Raw genomic sequence first — 18,175 nt, forward strand, 5'->3', positions numbered from 1 at the left:
AAAAATAACTTAAGCATATGAAAATCTAATTCTACCTGCAAAGCGCTGAATAGCCCTATTTTATATTCCCCTTAATCCGCCTTTATCCCCATAATTCTCCTTAAATTAGTTTAGAAGCTGAGGCTGTCATTTAGCTAATTGTGAAATTTATCAGAGGCCATACCATTGAATTGATTTGACCGCCTTGCAGGTATTGAGCGTTAAGAAATTTAAGAAGAGGGTTGGAAAAAGATGCAGGCATGTTTGACGTGTTGCTGCTCGCAAAAGTGATTGGCAGATAATCAGGAGGAGTTTGTCTGCATGAGGGAGGACTTCAATTTTAGCTAAATAGATGTACAGCGGCGGGGTTTCCTCCTTAGGCGGACAGGTTTTGGTTACTTTTTTGACCTGAAGCAAAAAAGTAACATAGTAGATGATAGCTAAAATGTCATAAAAGGCGAATTATGGTGAATATGGCACACATTTAAACTTTAGAATACCGTCATCAAATTTAAAATGAAAATTTGTCAAAAATGGACACTAAGGTATTAGTAAAGGAACTTTCGGAAATTCTTGCTGAGATCATTGGCAGCGAAACTTTTATCGATAACTATACCCAAAAAGTACATCCCTATTATCAGCTCAGTGCCAAAAACCTGATGCGTTACCTGATCCTGCGCAATAAGGATTTGAGGAAATACCATGGCCCTTTGTCAGACCTAGGGGTTTCTTCCTTGAGATCAGCGGAAGGTTATGTGTATAGCAACCTCTTCAATGTGGTCAAGAACCTGCACCTGATCCTGAATACTCCATTTCATTTAAAATATGATTTAGACAGCATCGGCTATACAAAGAGTTTTGAGCTTATCCGCCTGCATGCCAACAGTCTGTTCAATGAGACCAAGAAGGAGCATTTTACCAAAATCATGGTCACCCTGCCGGATGAATCCGTTGAGGATAAGGACTTGATCAAGGACATGATCTTGAGTGGGATGGAGATCGCCAGGATCAATCTGAGCCATGGCAATAAGGAAATGTGGAAGAAGATGATTGCCAATATCAGGGCCGCAGAAAAGGAAACCGGTCGCAAGATCAATATCTATATGGACCTGTCCGGCCCCAAACTCCGCACTGCCAAGATTGAATATATTTCCAAGAAAGGCAAAAGTAAAAAGAGCATGCCTGTTCAGGTGGGCGAGCAAATCATACTGGCAAAAAAAGAAGATTTCCATAAAGGGTCAAAACCCGATAAAAAGCAGGATAAGGAAGAAAAAGTAATTAGAGTGCTGCTCAATGAGGTAGTGGATGATGCAAAAATTGGGGACAGCATTTTATTTGATGATGGGATGGTCAAAGGCATTGTGGTGGATAAAAAGGAGCATCATCTGAAGCTGGAATTGACCGAATGCCATAAGTCAAAAATTGGCTCCCATAAAGGGATCAACCTGCCCCAAACCCAACTGAATTTGCCGGCCCTGACCAAAAAGGATGAAGCCGATCTACCCTTTGTTTGCCAATATGCGGACATCTTAGGGTATTCCTTTGTTCGGACGGCTAAGGATGTTGAAATTCTTTATCGAGAACTTGAAAAATACCAATCTGAACATTTGGGGATTGTCTTTAAAATAGAAAACAGGGAGGCTTTTGAACATCTCCCTGAAATCTTGATCAAGGGCATGGAACGGGATGAAATCGGGGTGATGATCGCCCGTGGCGACCTGGCCGTGGAAATAGGCTTTGAAAGGATTTCGGAGGTGCAAAATGAAATCTTGTGGTTGTGTGAGGCGGCGCATATTCCAGTGATCTGGGCCACGCAAGTGCTGGAGAACCTGGCCAAGACAGGCATTCCCACCAGGGCAGAGATCAGTGATGTGACCCTGTCTGTACAGGCGGAGTGCGTCATGTTGAACAAGGGCCCCAATATCCTTCATGCTATCCGGGTATTAAAGGATATCCTATCCAGAATGGAAGGCCATACCCGTAAGAAAAAGAATGCCATGCGGGCCTTGAATGTCGCAACTCAATTTGTTAAAAAGCAGAGCAAAGGGGATTAGGGCTGATTGTTTTTTATTTAACCATAGGGGGATCGGAGGACTCAGAGGAAGATAGGCTGTTATTCTGTCGATATCTCTTGCTGTTCCAAGTCTTTAGCGCAGCGGTGATTTGGAACGATTATAAGTTGGAGTCTCCAGACTGCCCGTTTCGATCTATTAGCCAAAAGGCAGGTTCCGTTTTATGAGATTGTTCGACTCCCTTCGGGGTCGCGTGGATTTTTGAGGCATCAGGTTTACGTATGTTTTACCCCTCCGGGGTAAGTAGCAAATTGGTTATAGGTTATTGGTCAATATACCATTAGTGAACTAGTACTGTTTTGAATTTAACCAGAGAGGGCTCGGAGAGCGCTTAGGAAGGGAGGCAGTCACATAACTTGTCATCCTGACTAAGGAAGGATCTCTTCCGGTAATGATGTGGAAAGAGATTCTTTCCCGATATCCTCGGGACAAGCTCTATCGTCAGAATGATAAGATTTTTGATTTAAAAGACAAGTGCTAGAATTCCTATGGCCTTTAAATATTGCCTCCGTTTATCAGTTATCAAAGATTAAAAATCCGTTTTGGCATAATTATATATTTTCAGCTCATCGATATAAAATGGTTTCTTGCGATCCCACCAATCACTTGTGCCACCTGCAATATCTGCTTGTTCGCCTACTTTAGTGCCCCATCCTGCTTCGCTTGTGGCGGCTGCTTTTTCTCCATTAATATATAATTGGATGGTTTCCCCGGAACCATCAATGCCCGATCTGTCCCAAACGACTACCAAGTGAATCCATTTGTCTCTATTATCAGGATTATAATCAAAATTTGGAACGCTAATGGCCACCCGATTTCCGCCAAATTCCAAGTAAAATTCCAATTGAGAATATGCATAATTGATATCACCATCATCAGGCTGGTCACCTGTGCCCCAATTTTCAAATCCCATGCCGGAGCCAAGGCCTAATCTTCCATCAAATATATGGTTACTATCCCCAGAATCGAAGCTAGCAATTCCTGTTTGGAAATAATAGCATTCAATGGTTCCCCGTTCAGGGTCAATGATTGATGGAAGGTTATTGAGCACGAGGTTAGGTACAGAGAGAAAGATGGGAGTGTCAAAATCATAGGAGGTCATGGTGACTGCATTTCCTTCAACCCCTGGGACATATTCCCGGTTGATGAGGATATTCTCATCGTAAAATAGTTCCAGATTGGGGCCTACTTCACTGTTCAGGACTTCTTCATCACTTCCCAGTTTGTTCCAGAAAACCAACTGGTCTTCTTCGGGTTTAAGGATAATGATGAGTGGATTGTGTTTATCATAATCATCTTGAAGTGCTGAACTTTTAAAGGTTTGTAGAAAGTCTTGGAATCCGGTTTTTTGAATCTTTAGACTATAGTTATTATAGTGCTCGGGAAGGTTTAGCCAATTCGTTTCGGCTATCAATTCTGTAGAATAGGAAAATTTCTGACTCCTATCATAGATGGAAATTTGGGCAGTAGCAGGTACCGGGTCCTCCTTGTCATTCCCCTGAACAAAAACTGCAATTGGAAATTCGAAAGTGTCGATGGGATCAAAACTGAAGGAGGCATAACCAAAGTCCTCGGGTGTGGCATCAGTTATGGAAAGTACCTCGGGAATGATCTGCTCCACGGTGTTTTTATCCACCTTGATGGCGATCTCTAGGGGTTGCATCACCAGGTAGGATTTGGCTGAGCCTTCCATTGGGCTGGCATATTTTACTTTATTGTTCCGTCCCAGTACCATAAACTCATAGAGGAAGTAATTTCCCGGTTTTAGCATCAAGGGTTCACTGATATAACTGCCGTTGAAGTTAAAAAGCGATAGTTTTTTAGCGGTCACAACAGTTTTATCATTGGCATCTTTAATGCTCACAATCACCGCGGCTACTTGTTCCATATTTGGTTGCCTCCTTTCATTTGGGGCGGATAAATTAGGAGCTTCAAAGCTGAATTTAACCAGTTGTTGTTCGAGTGCGTCTTTTTCCTGAATGTCACAGGAAAATGTTAATAGGGTTATAATCCACCCTGTAAGGATAAGAAGGTTTTTGGTTAATTTTTTCATGGGTTAAAAAGGTTAATAAAAAATGGAAACAGACAAAATTTACACGTAACAGGTAAAAAAGGTACAAAAAATCATTCGTTAATAGGAGCGGATTCAGTGCTATCAGGGATGAGCAAAAGGGATTTGTATATCAGTTGCATAATTAAATAAATGCATCCCTAAAAAGTTTTAGCAAAAAGTGAATCTTTAGAATTGGCTGCTCTTTAATTGATCACTCAGGATAATTATCGACCTTGTCCTAAGAGCAATGCTTATGCAGAGGATCTTGCACAGTCATTGCCTCGTTGTCCCAAGTCTTTAGCGCAGTGGTGACTTGGAACAATTAATAAGTTGGAGTCTCCAGACTCCTTATTTCGATCTCTCCATATAAATTTCTGCCACACTAAAAGGCAGGTTCACTTTTACGCCCCTGTTCGACCCTCTTCGGGGTCGCGGGGATTTTATGTGATATGACGATTACGTATGTTTTACCCCTCCGGGGTAAGTAGTAAATCTATCGTAGTTTATGAGGCAATATATCATTAGCCTCCTAGTACTGCTTTAAATTTAATCCTGCTGTTCCAAGTCTTTAACGTAGCGGTGACTTGGAACAATTAATTAAGTAGGAGTCTCCTGACTCCTTATTTCGATCTGTCCAGATAAATTTCTGCCACACCATAAATCTCCAAACTTTATGCTAAAAGGTAGGCTGTTTTTACGCCCCTGTTCGACCCCTTCAGGGTCGCGGGGATTTTATGTGATATGACGATTACGTATGTTTTACCCCTCCGGGGTAGGCGGCAAATGGATTTTAGGTCATTGGTCAATATACCATTAGCCACTCTTGCTGTTCCATGTCTATAGCGCAACGGTGACTTGGAAAAAAAAATCGGGAGTCTGCTGACTCCCGATTTCAATCTCCCTACCACTTAGTACTGATTTTAAATTCTTGAAGACGGATATTTCCATCTGCATTTATCTGTGGTTAACAATCTATTATCCTGTCCTTAATCAATCCCCCAACTCCTTGAATTGGAATTTTTCGGTTGCAGCAGGAGTGTGTGCCTGCTGCATGATCGCAGCGATTTTGGAAGTGATTTTCGGGAACTCCTTGGAAATGTTATTTTGCTCCTGGGGATCCTTTTCCAAGTCATATAATTCAATGTCCATATTGCCCTTAAATATATCCTTGCGGATGCCTTTCCATTTGCCCATCCTTACCGCTTGCTGGCCTTGGTATGAAGGGAATTCCCAGTAAAGGAATTCATGTTCCTTTTGGTCAGACTCACCCAACAATTCTGGTAAAAAGCTGATACCATCGATGTTTTCTGGGGCTTTGGTACCGGCCACCTCTGCCAGAGTAGGCATTACATCCCAGAATGCAGAAACCAGGTCTGTTGTGCTACCTGCTTTGATTTTTCCTTCCCAAGAGGCAATCATAGGAACACGGATACCACCCTCATGCACAAAGCCCTTGCCCCAGCCATATTCGCTTTTGAAAGGTTTGGCGCTGTCGAAGAAGGGGGAATTGGTACCCCCATTATAGGTTGGCCCATTATCGGAAGTAAAGATGATTAAGGTGTTTTCATATTGCCCTGTTTCCTTGAGCTTGGCCACGATTTCACCTACCTGTGCATCCAGGTAAGTGACCATGGCCGCATAGGTGGCTTTTGGGTAGCGGGTAGGGAAATATCCCTTGTTGCCCAAATAAGGCTCCTCATCCCCGAATTTCTTGACATACTTGTCCACGTATTCCTGTGGTACCTGCAATGGAGCATGGGTAAGGGGAGAGGCATAATATAGGAAAAATGGTTGGTCCTTGTTTTCCTCTATAAAGCCTAGCACTTCCTTTTGCATCAATTCAGGAGCATAGTCCTGTTGGAAAAATTTATCATAGCTGGCCAATTCATAAGGATCTGCTCCCTCGGGTATCTTAGTGCCCGGGGCTACGATTTCATTGTCCAACCAGACTTTTTCCTTGTTTTTCCAAAGATGTCTAGGGTAAAGGTTATGGGCTTGTCTTTGGCAGTTATAGCCATAAAAGAAATCAAATCCCCGATTATTCGGAATGCCTTCGGTCATTGGGGCGCCCAGTCCCCATTTGCCCACGATGCCCGTGGTGTATCCCACACCTTGTAGAACTTCACCAATGGTGGTTTCTTCTTTTGGAAATGGTCTTTGGCCTTCCAAGTTGGGATCATTGATGGCTTTTTCATAATCCCAAACATCCCCTCTGGAATCCCACTCGTCATTTCCACGGATAAAGGCATGTCCCAAATGCTTCCCGGTCAATAAAACAAATCTGGAAGGGGCACAAACAGGAGCGCCGGAATAATGGTCCGTGAAGCGCATACCGCTGGCTGCCAAGGCATCTAAGTTCGGTGTTTCTATCAGTTCCTGCTCATAGCTGCCCAACTCGGCATAGCCCAGGTCATCCGCCAGGATATAGATGATATTGGGCTTTTCGTTTTTAGCTTCCTCGCTCGTTGCGGAGGACTGACAGCTGCTGAACAATCCAGTACCTGCAAGGCTTATAAGCGCCATCAAATAGTGATATTTCATTGAATTCAATTATAAATGGTGTTTGTATTTTCTTAGAATTAGGTGTTTCTCCCTTCTTCTCCTTCCAACTTCAAATCAACGGCTTTCTCATACCCATAGACCGCAATTGCCAGTGATGAGTGGTTTGGATAGATCTTAAAGGATTCCTTCTAAAGAAAGGAAAAGTAAGAATTTATCGGGATTTATTAGTAAAAATAAATAAATATTGAAGGTTTCAATAAGTAATCGTAAAATATTTACATTGTTTATTTCCTCCTGTTATGGACTGATCAAGTTGGTTTTTTTAAGCAAATTGGAATGGGTAATTCTGTTCAGAGTTTGATGGGCTTTAGCGGGGAAGTTTATCTCTTCCTAACACTTAATTCGGCTAAAGCAGGGTATCAATGATATAGTTTTACCGGTCCTGCCAGACCGGATTAATAATGTTATGCCTCTTTGGAGCAGCGAACAGATTTCAGCTTATGATGATTTTTCCTTCAATACAATATCAGTAGATAGGAGGTTTTTAATCCTGTACTAATGTTAAATCTTTTGTTTGATCTTGATAACACAATATAATTACCCCCTGAAAGGGTGAAATATTTATAACCCCGTCCTGACTGCCATTAGGCAATCAGGACAGGGTCAAGATGCCTCTATAGCTCCTAGTATTAGCCGCCCAGACCTTTCAGAATGCTCACCAGTTACTGCTATACCCTTGGCCAACTTGGGATGGTATGCAGCCATTTGGTCAGGTTCATTACTTTAACCTACTCAAAATCTTATTGAATTTATTGCTCTCCTTGATCTCTTCAAACATAGGCTCGTTGATCAATTCGGTTTTGGTCAGGTCGGAAAGCTCTATAGACATTTCCAAGTCTTTTAAGGCCTCGTTTTTATTGCCCAATTTGGCATTAGAACAGGCGCGTTGCCAATAAGCAAGGTAGTATTCAGGGTCAATTTCAATAGCCTGGTTGGAGAGGGAATTGGCCCATCTGATTTCCCCAATGTCCAAGAGCCCGTCTGCCTTATAGGTCAAGGCTTCCACATTGTCCGGTGCTAATTCCAGGATCTGATCGTATAAATGGATCTTTTCTTCAATTTTGTCCTCGATAGATGCCCTTCTCCAGATACTTTGAATTTGGTTGGTGACCGCCAGCTTTTCCTGGGTTTTCATCAGTTCAGAGGTACGCACTTTAAGATCACTTTCCAGTTCGGTCAATCGCTTTTCATAATCCGTAGTTGCCTTGTTAATCTTGTCCTCGGTGATTTGTTCCACCCTTCTTTTGATATCACTCAGGGAACGCCAGCCTATGACCACCAAGATGGAAGCAGCGATGGTGATGATATAGAAAATATTATTGGTGGTATCCGTGGTGTATTGCATGGCACGGTCAGCACTGTTCAGCTCAGCAGCAGTGATTTTCTCTATGGTTTCCTTTTTTAGGTCAGCCTGGCTTTCCCTGAGTGTTTTGAGCTCATCCAGGATATAACGTTCTATAAAGGGTTTGAAAAGTGGCTCCTCCAGATTTTCGGTACTATCGCTTTTTTGGGCCAAGACATTTAGCTGAAAACACAGCAAAAGTAAAAAGGTAAGAGGCAAGGGCCTGATTGCCTTTTCTTTGATCAATAGGGAGGTGTTCATAGCTTTGGCTATATTACTGGTTAACAATAAATTGAGCTGATCAATTTTTATCTTGATCAGCTCAATTGGGTGGCGAATATAATTCATGAAGCTGAACCTGCCAAAGCTTTGAACCTGAAGTGCTTTTATTTGTTATTCCGCAATGGTAAACTGATAAGTTCCCGAGCCAATTTTCAATACCACTTGACCATTTTCTTGCTTGATGCTATGGATGGATTTTATCTTTTCAAGAGCTTCTCCTTCCTCGGTTATCTTATCTAGGGAACTTGCCGGAAGATAAACTTTGGCAGTGGTATTGGCTGGGATGTTTAGCTTCAAGGAAACTTTTCCAGCCTCCTTTTTCCAGTGACTGCCAATAGTGCCATAATAGGTTTCCAGTTCAGCCATAACCTCATCCAGTGGCTGTAGGACTTTCTCTTTTACTTTTTCAGAAAGGATATTATTGTCCCAATGTGGCTTGATGATAATGGTTTTATAACCTGTCTCACCCGGTGTTTCGCTGGAGTTGATACCCGCCAAAGTCCTGTACATCCAGTCTCCAATAGCACCATAAGCATAATGGTTGAAGGAGTTCATACCCGGGGTTTGGAAAGTCCCATCTGGCTTTTGTCCATCCCAACGTTCCCAAATGGTGGTGGCACCTTGGGAAACAGGATAGAGCCAGGAAGGATAGCTTGGCTGCATCAATAGGGTAAAGGCCAGGTCTTGGTAACCAAATCTACTCAGTACATGGCAAAGGTATGGGGTGCCCAAAAATCCAGTGGTCAGGTGGTAATTATAGCTTTTGATATTGTCGGCCAACCTTTCTGCTGCCTGTGGCCTAAGAGCTTCCGGTAGCATATCAAATTGAAGGGCGAGCACATAAGCAGTTTGGGAACTGGAAACCATTCGGCCATTTGGCGTAACAAATTCCTTCAGGAATGCCGCTTTGATTTGCTCCAATAGTTGGGAGTAGTTTTGCGCATCTTCCTGCTTGCCCAAGACCTTGGCTGTATTGATCAGCAGTTGGGTGGAATGGGCAAAGAAACACTGGGCAATCAGGTGTTTGTCGGTCAATGCTGATCTGCCATCATTGTCATCATCTGGTCTATAAAATAGCCAATCACCAAAATGCGAGCCGGTATTCCAAAGCATATTTTTACTGTTGGCATGTATATATTCCACCCATGCTTTCATGCTTGGATACTGTTTTTCCAAAACGGTTTTATTTCCATAAAGCAAATACATTTCCCAAGGAATAATAGTGGATACATCTGCCCAGCCAGCAGAGCCAGCATCATGTTCATTCAATACATTGGGGATGACATGGGGAACAGCACCGTCAGGACGTTGGTCGGCTGAAAGGTCCTGCATCCACTTACTGAAGAAATTGTCCACTTGCATATTATAGGCTGCTGTTCTGAAGAAAACCTGTGCATCTCCTGTCCAGCCCAGCCTTTCGTCCCGCTGGGGGCAATCGGTCGGCACATCCAGGAAATTGCCTTTTTGGCCCCACTGGATATTGTGCTGTAGCTTGTTGAGGTTGTCATTGGAAGTTTCAAAAGATCCGGTTTTGTCCATGTCAGAATAAAGGACCACAGCGGTGAAATTTTCTGGATGTATTTCCCCTTCAATACCTGTGATTTTCACGTAACGGAAGCCCTGCCAGCTGAAGTGGGGCTCAAAATGCTCTTGGCCTTCTCCACTGAGAATATAGTTGTTTTCCTGATCTGCAGCCCTGAGGTTGGTGGTGTAAAAGTTTCCTTCCTTATCCAGTACCTCAGCATGTTGCAAGGTGATTTTTTGGCCTTTTTTCCCTTCTATATCAACTTCTACAAAGCCTACCAAGTTTTGCCCAAAATCCAAAACCTTTTCTCCTTTGGGTGTAGTGATTAACTTGATAGGCTCAATGATTTCCTGCTTTCGGATTGGTTCGTTATAAGTGGCGATCAGGTTAGTATATCCGTAGTCGGCTGTTTTTGCATTGGGCCAAGCTTGGTCATCAAATCCTATATTGTTCCATCCTTTTTGGGTTTTGTTGGCATCAATGCTTTCCCCATCATAAATACTGCTGCTTTGAATGGCTCCTGTGCCGGACTTCCAGCTCCCGTCCGTGCCGAAAGTCTGGCTGCTTCCATCAGTGTACTGAACCTCAATTTGCATCAATAGAGCAATATCACTCCCGTAAATATTCTTATTGTCGCCCCAGGCCAAGGTGCCTCTGTACCAACCTGAACCTAGCATGGCGCCGATTGCATTGGTGCCTATCTTAAGTTGGTCAGTAATGTCATAAGTTTGGTACTGCAGTCTTTTGTTATAGCTGGTCCAGCCAGGGGTGAAGTAGGCATCACCAATACGCTGACCATTGATATGTGCCTCATATAAACCATGAGCTGTGATATAGGCTGTGGCAGAGGCAATCTTTTTGTCTACCTGAATTTCTTTTCTGAAGAGGGGGCTTGGTTTTAATCCCTCAGGCTCCTCGTAGCCTGGGATGATCCATTCTGCTTTCCAGTCAGATTCCTTCAGTAGGCCCATTTTCCAGGAGGTAATTTCTGACCAGGCCGATTTGCCCTGATTGGTTCCTACCTTTACACGGTAATAATAAGATTTGGAGGAGGAAAGCTCAGGGCCTTCATAAGGGACTTTTACAGACTGTTCTGAGTCGATTAGCCCACTTTCCCAAATGATATTGGCTTTGAAGTTCTTTTCCGAAGCACTGACCTGAACCTCGTAGCTGCTTTGAGAAATATCCTTGGAGGAGCTGGAAATTATCCAGGTGAACTTGGGCTTTGGATTGTCTATCCCAATGGGAGAGACCCTGTTTTCGACAAGCAATTTTTCTATTTTGATCTTTTGAGCAAATGCCTGAAATACAAAAAGAAATAGGAAGGTTCCTAGCAATACCCGGAGAAAAGCGGTGTTCATATTGTGTTGGTTATTTTGGTTTTTTAATTTGACACTATACCCTTTTGGAAAAAGCCTAATATTCAATGCTTTCAATTTGGGTGTTTTTATGATCAATCTTGAAATTATTATCTGAAAACCTGAATACTGTCCTGTACTGTGGGGGAAACATTTCGGATTTTAAATAAGACTGAATCGTGTTTTTTTAATCTGTTTATTGTTGCCCTTCTAAGGTGGTTTTGCCAAATTATACTAAACTATTAAATCGATAATGGCTTTACCTGTCTGAATAATTAAAGGAATAGCCTAGTGAAAAGAATACCCGTAGTTTGTTGTCATTGGCATTGCTGCTTAGCCCAACGGTAATAGGTCCTAAAAATGAATTTAAAGAGGCATCTAGACCATAGCCAAAGAGGAATTCTTCGTGAAAGACATTGTTGATTTTAACTTCATTCAGAGGCAGGTATTCATGTATCCCAATGAGAGAAGCACCGGCCCTTATATATAGGTTTTTTACCGGAGTGTACTGAGGTGATACACCTAAGGTGATAAAGTTAGGGCTGTTCACTTCCGCATAATTATATCCCCAGGCACGGGTGTCATTGAATTCTACTTTTTGAAATCCTCCCACTTTGAACTCATTAAATGATTTTTGCTCAGCTTCATTGGATACAGTTATTCCCGTGGCAAAACTGGTGATAAGCTGAAGCTTTGTGCTTAGGGGGGAATACCTGGTATGGCTAAAATATAGCCTAAGATGACTGGAGGGGGTTAGTCCATCAATCACTTGATCTAAAAGTGATTTTGGAATTTCGACTATTTCTCCATCTGATTCAATCGTCAAGGTGTCGACTCCACTTTCGAGCTTTATTTTATAATGGTTGAATAAATTGAATTTGGTTTCCAATACAGTTTCTGTTCCTGTGGTAGGGTAGTTTCTATTATTAAGTGAGTTTTTATTGTACAGAAATCTGACGCCATAATATGAAAAATTACCGGACCTTACATCAGAAGGAGCAGTGATATTGAATTTGGATTTTGACCGAGTTTTTTCATAAAACATCCCAAAGGCAATACTGTTCTTTAGGGAATGGGTAGAAAGCAAATTGGCATAGAGACGGGTGTTTCTATTAATGTTTATATCAGTGCTTTTTCCATCTTCATATTCTGGAATCTGTTGGAGTAAGTAATCATATCGGATATTGAGGGCGTACCTTTTGTTCTTTCCAAGGTATTTGTAATGGTCTAGACGGAATTTTGGGTTTTCAGAGATGTCAGCAATTCCTACCGTTCTAGTTTGACTGCCGAATAAATCCCTTACCGTAAGGTTAAGCAGGAAGCCCGCGGAAAACAGGTTGTCATAATGGAATGCACTGGAAATTACGGCTTCTGTTTTTTCTTGGGTTTTGATCAACAGCTTAAAATGGTCCTCGTTTATGGCCTCCAATCTATAGTCTACCTTTTTAAAGCCATTCATACCGAAAACCCTTCGAATACCTTCTCTTAACTGTGGTCTGGAGACAGTGTCAAAGGGATCGATGTTCAGTTTGGAAATGATCAATTGGTCAGAGAAAAGTCTGTTTCCCTCTACATGAATGTCCGAGATAATAATTGGTTTAACTTTTAGGCCAATGCCAGGCGTGCTGCGATTTATATTTAGGCTGTCAGCCAACTGTTTCAGCTTTTGGAAATTTTCCTCTCCAGCTATTTTTCCCAGTTCCATTATTTCCATATAATTTGAAAAGCTGGCAGTGCTGTTTCCTTTTAGGTCTGGTTTGATATACACATCGCATTCTTTTATGTTTTCCTGTAGTTTGCTGTTGGAAGTGGACATGGCTATCTGCATAAGGATGCTGGAAAAGGAGCCCAACTTTTCTGGAGAGATAAAATCTTCATCTCCGACATTTACCCCAATAACTATATCCGCACCCATTTTTTTGACTTCGTCGACAGGGAAATTATTGACTACCCCACCATCTACCACTATAGTGCTGTCCAAGTCAAATGGGGTAAAAGCTGTAGGAATAGCTATGCTACTTCTTATGGCATCTGCGAGGTAACCCGATTTGAATACTATGCCTTGTCCATTTCTCAGGTCGGTAGCAATGCAGCGAAAGGGAATGGGGAATTCATCGAAATTTTCATATTGATTGGCTGGCCAGGTGTAGAAGTGAAGGGTTTCAGATAGCATTTGTCCTTCAATCATGCCAGAAGGAACCGTGATTTTCTTGTCTTCTATGGGGAGTTCCAGCAAATAACGGTTATAATATTCTTTTTCCTCGAAGGAAATATTGTCAAAGCTTACCCTATTGGAGATAACCAAGTTCCAGTCTACAGCGTTGATGATGGTTTCCAGCTCATCGGCATTGTACCCAATGGCATACAGCCCGCCAATAACCGCACCCATACTCGTGCCTGTTATATAATCGGGGCGAATGCCAGCTTTTTCCATGGCTTTTAAGACCCCTACATGTGCTATTCCCTTTGCCCCACCGCCACTAAGCACCAATCCGATTTTGGGAGAGCTTTCTTGGGGTTTATCTTGGGCAAGAACATATTTCCCCGTCAGGTTGATAAGGATAAAGCAAAGAATTAAAAAACGATTTTTCATTTGATCCATAGATCAATGTTATGGCGAATACTAAATTTTTATAGCGCTGATGGATTGACGCTGTTAAATAATATGGTTTTGATTATGAATATATGAAACTTCGGGTTAAATATGTTTTTAATACAATTTTATCTTCTTTAATTTTAAGGAATGTGTTTTGTATGGCTGATAAACAAAATAAAATTTCATATAATATAAATAGGTTTAGGTTTCAGAAAATTTTCCTGTGTTTTTTATTTTATGACAAAATGTCCTATTACGAAAGTGACTATTTTTCAGTGGGGAAAAAAGACTGACTAATTTTCAGTATGTTTTTTTACAGGTAAAAAACACCAAATTATTGTTTATTGAGACGATAAACTGTTAAAATAGTCTATATTGGTGATAATAACTGTGCCAAACGGCTTGATTCCGAAAGAAAAAAATTGATAAAATAAAGTTTTTATGAAAAGTGGCATCCCCGCACGATGATTGTGGCATAGGTGCTTGTAAAGATTGACAGGGATAGTCCCTGTACAAAATTTAAATAACCTTTCTAATAAAATTATGAAAGTTCTTGTAATCGGTGGAGGCAATATGGGATTGACTTACGCCGAGGCTATTGCCAAATCAAAATTTTTAAAAGATAGGGATCTAATGATCCTTGACAGTGCCAAAGAAAAAACGGAAGAGTTAAGAAAGCGCAGCCACTTTGCGGTTTTTGAAAAGCTTGGAGATTGCGTTCCTCTGGCGGATGTGATTTTTATTGCTGTTAAACCTTATCATGCGGCAGCCTTGATGGAAGACATGAAGTCCTTTACTGCTGAAGGACAGATTTTCATTTCCTTGATGGCTGGTGTTTCTATTGAGGCTATCCAAGAAGGCCTTGGTAGAAAAAAAGTGGTTCGCGCCATGCCTAATTTACCTGCTCAGGTTGGAATGGGACTAACTTCCTTTACTGCTTCTGACGAAGTTTCCCGTTTGGAACTGTCCACTATCGAAAACCTTTTGGATACGACCGGTAGATCTGTACACTTGGATACAGAGGCAGATATAGATGCTTCTACAGGTATTTCTGGTAGTGGTCCTGCTTATATCTTCTATTTTATGCAGTCTATGTTGGAAGCAGCATGGAAAATGGGCTTTTCAAAATATGATTCTCGTGTATTGGTAGAACAAACATTTGCCGGTGCTGTTGAATTATTTGCTTCATCAGATATGGATCCTGAATCCTGGATGGATAGGGTTGCATCCAAGGGCGGGACTACTCGTGCTGCATTGGATTCGATGGAAGATAATAATGTTAAAGAATTAATCAAGGAAGCTGCCTATGCTGCGTTTAACCGTGCGGTAGAATTGGGTGAGGAATATAAAAATGCCTAAGATGGAAGAACCAAAAAGAATAGTAATTAAAGTAGGTACCAATGTGATGACCAATAAGGATAACCGTATTGTCAATACGGTCCTAAAGAAATTGGTGGATCAGATTGCTACTTTGTATGAGAGAGGAATCATGTCCGTGCTCGTTTCTTCAGGTTCTGTGATCGCAGGAAAGGAAGTCTTGGGAAACAAGGTGGACATCACCGACAAAATCATCCGAAGACAGGTGTTTTCAGCCGTGGGGCAACCCAGGATGATGCGCCATTACTATAATATTTTCCAAGACTACGGCATGAGATGTGCTCAGGTTTTGGCTACGAAGAGAGATTTTGATCCGGGCAAGCATAGAGAAAATATGATTAACTGCTATGAAGGATTGCTTTCTGAAGGTATTATACCTATTGCCAATGAGGATGATGCAGTATCCCTATCCATGTCCACATTTACGGATAATGATGAATTGGCCAGTCTTGTAGCGGAACTTATACATGCAGACATGTTAATCCTGCTTACAGACACTGATGGGCTTTATAATGGTCATCCAGATGATGATGATACGCATAGAATTGCCCATGTTGGTACGGATGAAAAAGTAGAACATTTCATTCAGGAATCAACCAAAGGAGAGGCAGAAGGAAGAGGAGGAATGAAGTCCAAACTAAATGTGGCGAAAGCGGCTGCCCGAAAAAACATACCTACTTATATTGCCAACGGTAATACCGAAAATATGATAATTGATATTGTAGATGGCAAGGAAGTGGGTACCAAGGTTTCAGATGATTAACAAATTTACTCATTTCCAAAGAATGGTGCTTTGGAGGTGAAATGCTAAAATTGGAATCCTTGAACTAAGAAAAGAATAAAAAAATGAAGATATTAAGCGCAGAAAAAAAGAATAGTGTGTTGGCGTCCATGATCAAGATCATTGACAAAAACCGCGAGAAAATAATTGCTGCCAATAAGGCGGATCTGGATGCTTTTCAAAGAGATGATCAGGCCCTTTTTGATCGGCTCGTAGTGAATGATGCCAAAGTAGATGGTATGATTCAGGCGGTCAAAGAAGTGATGGAGCAGGAAGATCCTGTAGGAAAGGTGATTTCCAAAAGGAAATTGGATAATGGCTTGGAAATAGTCAATCAAACCGCTCCATTTGGTACTATCATGATCATTTATGAATCCCGTCCAGATGTGACCATTGAAGCAGCTGTGCTGGCCTTTAAAGCCAACAGTAAAATTTTGCTTAAAGGTGGTAAAGAGGCCGTTCATTCCAACATGGCATTGGTGGAATGCTGGCATGAAGCCTTAGAGGAAAATGGGCTGGAAAAAAGTTGGATTGAGCTGTTTACCTTGAATAGGGAGCAGACGCAGGAATTCCTAAGGAATCCATCTGAAAAGCTGGATTTGATTGTTCCTCGAGGAGGTGAACGATTGATTGCCTTTGTAAAAGAGCATGCTCAATGTGCCGTTTTGGTGAGTGGTAGGGGAAATAACTTTGCCTATGTCGCTGATGATGCGGACTGGGAGCAGGCCAAAAAAGTGATCATCAATGCCAAAACCAATAAAATTTCCGGTTGTAATGCCTTGGATAAAATTTTGGTGGACGAGAAGCTGCCTGATTTTGAGTCCAAGCTTAAGGACCTAGGGAAGTCATTAGCAGATTATAAAGTCGAAGTTCTTGCTGAGGAAGCTTTATTGCCAAATATTGAGGGGGCCAAGGAAATCCCTTCAGAGGATACTTGGTATGAAGAGTTTTTGGCTTTGAAGGCTTTGGTAGGAAAAGCTAACGGTGTGGATGAGGTGATTGAAAAAATCAACCAATATAGTGGAGGCCACTCTGCGACTATCCTCACTACTGACAAAGAGAAAGCAGCCAAGTTTATGGAGCAAGTAGATAGCGCAGCTGTTTACCATAATGCTTCTACAAGATTTACCGATGGTGGTCAAATGGGAGTAGGCGCTGAATTGGCCATTAGTACCGATAAATTGCATCACAGAGGTCCTTTGGGCCTTGAGCAATTGGTGACCAATAAATACTATGTATTTGGTGATGGTCAAGTGAGAGACTAATATTCTTTGAGTATTATATTCTGATTAAGAAGTCCTCCGCAAAAGCGGAGGACTTTTTTTATACTTTCTTATTCCTTGTATTTACCTTTCAGGAAGAAGTTGAAATAGCTGCTTTCGGCCCTTACATTTCGTGCTTTGGCCAACTCATGAAGCTTAGGTAACTGGTGAAAAGGTACAGAGGGCCAAGTATGGTGCTCGGCATGGAAGTTAATATTCCACCAAAACCACCTATAGAATTTACTGGATACTACAGAGCGGGTTCTATAAAGCATATGTCCTGAATCCGACAGCCCCTCGTGCTCAGTAACCGTAATGAAGCCGTGGATAAAACGTCCAATAAACAATCCAACAATTACCATAATCATTAAGGAGGGATTAAAAGATAAGAAATAGAAGCCAACAAGCCAGATCAGACTCATCAAGCGACATTCCCATTGCCAAGCTTTTCGCTTTCTGTCAGGAGCCCATTGTGCTTCAAAATTGTCCCAGTATTTTACAGGTACAAATGAAAGGATCAGAGAATGAAGTGGAACTAGCATTCCTAATACCCCGGCTAAGACTATCTGGAAAAAGGTTTTTCCCGGGAAATCTGGTAAACTGAAGCCTTTTTCAGGATCTTTCTCTTGATTGGTAAACCTATGGTGTTCAAAATGAAAGCCTTCATGCATTCCGGGAGAGTAGCCATAGGTTATCCCCGTTAACCAAGCGCATAGGTTATTCGCCCAAGCAGTCTTGAAGGCAGTCTTATGGGTGGACTCGTGAAATGGGGCATAAAGTGAAAATACTATAAAACCAAAGAAGAGGAGCAATGGATAATAAATGTATCCTTCCAAATTCCAATTGGCAAAACATAATAGGCAAGCTGCAAAAAAGGATAAGTGGAGCGTTAATTTGATGGCTGCTGGAAAATCACTTTTTACAGAAAGCTGTTTGATGGTCTCTTTATTTAATAATATAGATTCGTCAAAGTTTTGTTTCATATC

General features: G+C 41.7%; 10 protein-coding genes. 4 read left to right on the top strand and 6 right to left on the bottom strand.

What is annotated here, in order from left to right:
• Positions 1-512: 512 nt before the first annotated feature.
• Positions 513-2,033 carry a pyruvate kinase gene (locus KMW37_RS08015; RefSeq protein ID WP_215224096.1) on the top strand — a complete coding sequence of 507 codons (1,521 nt, stop codon included), beginning with the start codon at positions 513-515 and terminating at the stop codon, positions 2,031-2,033.
• Positions 2,034-2,580: 547 nt separating this feature from the next.
• Here the strand turns inward: KMW37_RS08015 and KMW37_RS08020 are convergent.
• The 5 genes from KMW37_RS08020 to KMW37_RS08040 form a co-directional block, all read right to left on the bottom strand.
• Positions 2,581-4,104, bottom strand: coding sequence for a LamG domain-containing protein (locus tag KMW37_RS08020; protein WP_215224097.1), 1,524 nt, complete (start codon positions 4,102-4,104; stop codon positions 2,581-2,583).
• A gap of 990 nt (positions 4,105-5,094) precedes the next feature.
• Complete coding sequence (locus KMW37_RS08025; protein WP_246581395.1) at positions 5,095-6,645, bottom strand: arylsulfatase; 1,551 nt, start codon at positions 6,643-6,645, stop codon at positions 5,095-5,097.
• A gap of 739 nt (positions 6,646-7,384) precedes the next feature.
• Entirely contained in the window at positions 7,385-8,356 is a 972-nt protein-coding gene (locus KMW37_RS08030) for a tetratricopeptide repeat protein (RefSeq protein ID WP_215224098.1), read from the bottom strand.
• Between the two features lie 45 nt (positions 8,357-8,401).
• Positions 8,402-11,176 carry an alpha-L-rhamnosidase gene (locus KMW37_RS08035; protein WP_215224099.1) on the bottom strand — a complete coding sequence of 925 codons (2,775 nt, stop codon included), beginning with the start codon at positions 11,174-11,176 and terminating at the stop codon, positions 8,402-8,404.
• 256 nt (positions 11,177-11,432) lie between these two features.
• The gene (locus KMW37_RS08040) at positions 11,433-13,766 is read right to left on the bottom strand and encodes a patatin-like phospholipase family protein (protein WP_215224100.1); all 2,334 of its coding nucleotides are present in this window, start codon (positions 13,764-13,766) and stop codon (positions 11,433-11,435) included.
• Positions 13,767-14,312: 546 nt separating this feature from the next.
• Between KMW37_RS08040 and proC the strand changes: the two genes are divergently transcribed.
• The 3 genes from proC to KMW37_RS08055 all read left to right on the top strand — a co-directional run bounded on the left by proC (position 14,313) and on the right by KMW37_RS08055 (position 17,192).
• Positions 14,313-15,128, top strand: a complete 816-nt coding sequence (proC, locus tag KMW37_RS08045) for a pyrroline-5-carboxylate reductase (RefSeq protein ID WP_215224101.1) — start codon at positions 14,313-14,315, stop codon at positions 15,126-15,128.
• Between the two features lies 1 nt (position 15,129).
• The gene (gene proB, locus KMW37_RS08050) at positions 15,130-15,909 is read left to right on the top strand and encodes a glutamate 5-kinase (protein WP_246581396.1); all 780 of its coding nucleotides are present in this window, start codon (positions 15,130-15,132) and stop codon (positions 15,907-15,909) included.
• Positions 15,910-15,992: 83 nt separating this feature from the next.
• Positions 15,993-17,192, top strand: coding sequence for a glutamate-5-semialdehyde dehydrogenase (locus KMW37_RS08055; RefSeq protein ID WP_215224103.1), 1,200 nt, complete (start codon positions 15,993-15,995; stop codon positions 17,190-17,192).
• A gap of 68 nt (positions 17,193-17,260) precedes the next feature.
• On the opposite strand, the gene KMW37_RS08060 is transcribed toward KMW37_RS08055, so the two are convergent.
• A complete protein-coding gene (locus tag KMW37_RS08060) occupies positions 17,261-18,172 on the bottom strand; it encodes a fatty acid desaturase (protein WP_215224104.1) in 912 nt (303 codons plus the stop codon).
• Positions 18,173-18,175 lie beyond the last annotated feature (3 nt).

The sequence above is a fragment of the Echinicola shivajiensis genome (assembly GCF_018642165.1).
GTDB classification, from domain to species: domain Bacteria; phylum Bacteroidota; class Bacteroidia; order Cytophagales; family Cyclobacteriaceae; genus Echinicola; species Echinicola shivajiensis.

What these genes read in the sequence shown, in the direction of transcription:
- KMW37_RS08015 (WP_215224096.1), top strand. Translation starts at nt 513, where the DNA reads ATGGACACTAAGGTATTAGTAAAGGAACTTTCGGAAATTCTTGCTGAG.
- KMW37_RS08020 (WP_215224097.1), bottom strand. Translation starts at nt 4,104, where the DNA reads ATGAAAAAATTAACCAAAAACCTTCTTATCCTTACAGGGTGGATTATA.
- KMW37_RS08025 (WP_246581395.1), bottom strand. Translation starts at nt 6,645, where the DNA reads ATGAAATATCACTATTTGATGGCGCTTATAAGCCTTGCAGGTACTGGA.
- KMW37_RS08030 (WP_215224098.1), bottom strand. Translation starts at nt 8,356, where the DNA reads ATGAATTATATTCGCCACCCAATTGAGCTGATCAAGATAAAAATTGAT.
- KMW37_RS08035 (WP_215224099.1), bottom strand. Translation starts at nt 11,176, where the DNA reads ATGAACACCGCTTTTCTCCGGGTATTGCTAGGAACCTTCCTATTTCTT.
- KMW37_RS08040 (WP_215224100.1), bottom strand. Translation starts at nt 13,766, where the DNA reads ATGAAAAATCGTTTTTTAATTCTTTGCTTTATCCTTATCAACCTGACG.
- proC (WP_215224101.1), top strand. Translation starts at nt 14,313, where the DNA reads ATGAAAGTTCTTGTAATCGGTGGAGGCAATATGGGATTGACTTACGCC.
- proB (WP_246581396.1), top strand. Translation starts at nt 15,130, where the DNA reads ATGGAAGAACCAAAAAGAATAGTAATTAAAGTAGGTACCAATGTGATG.
- KMW37_RS08055 (WP_215224103.1), top strand. Translation starts at nt 15,993, where the DNA reads ATGAAGATATTAAGCGCAGAAAAAAAGAATAGTGTGTTGGCGTCCATG.
- KMW37_RS08060 (WP_215224104.1), bottom strand. Translation starts at nt 18,172, where the DNA reads ATGAAACAAAACTTTGACGAATCTATATTATTAAATAAAGAGACCATC.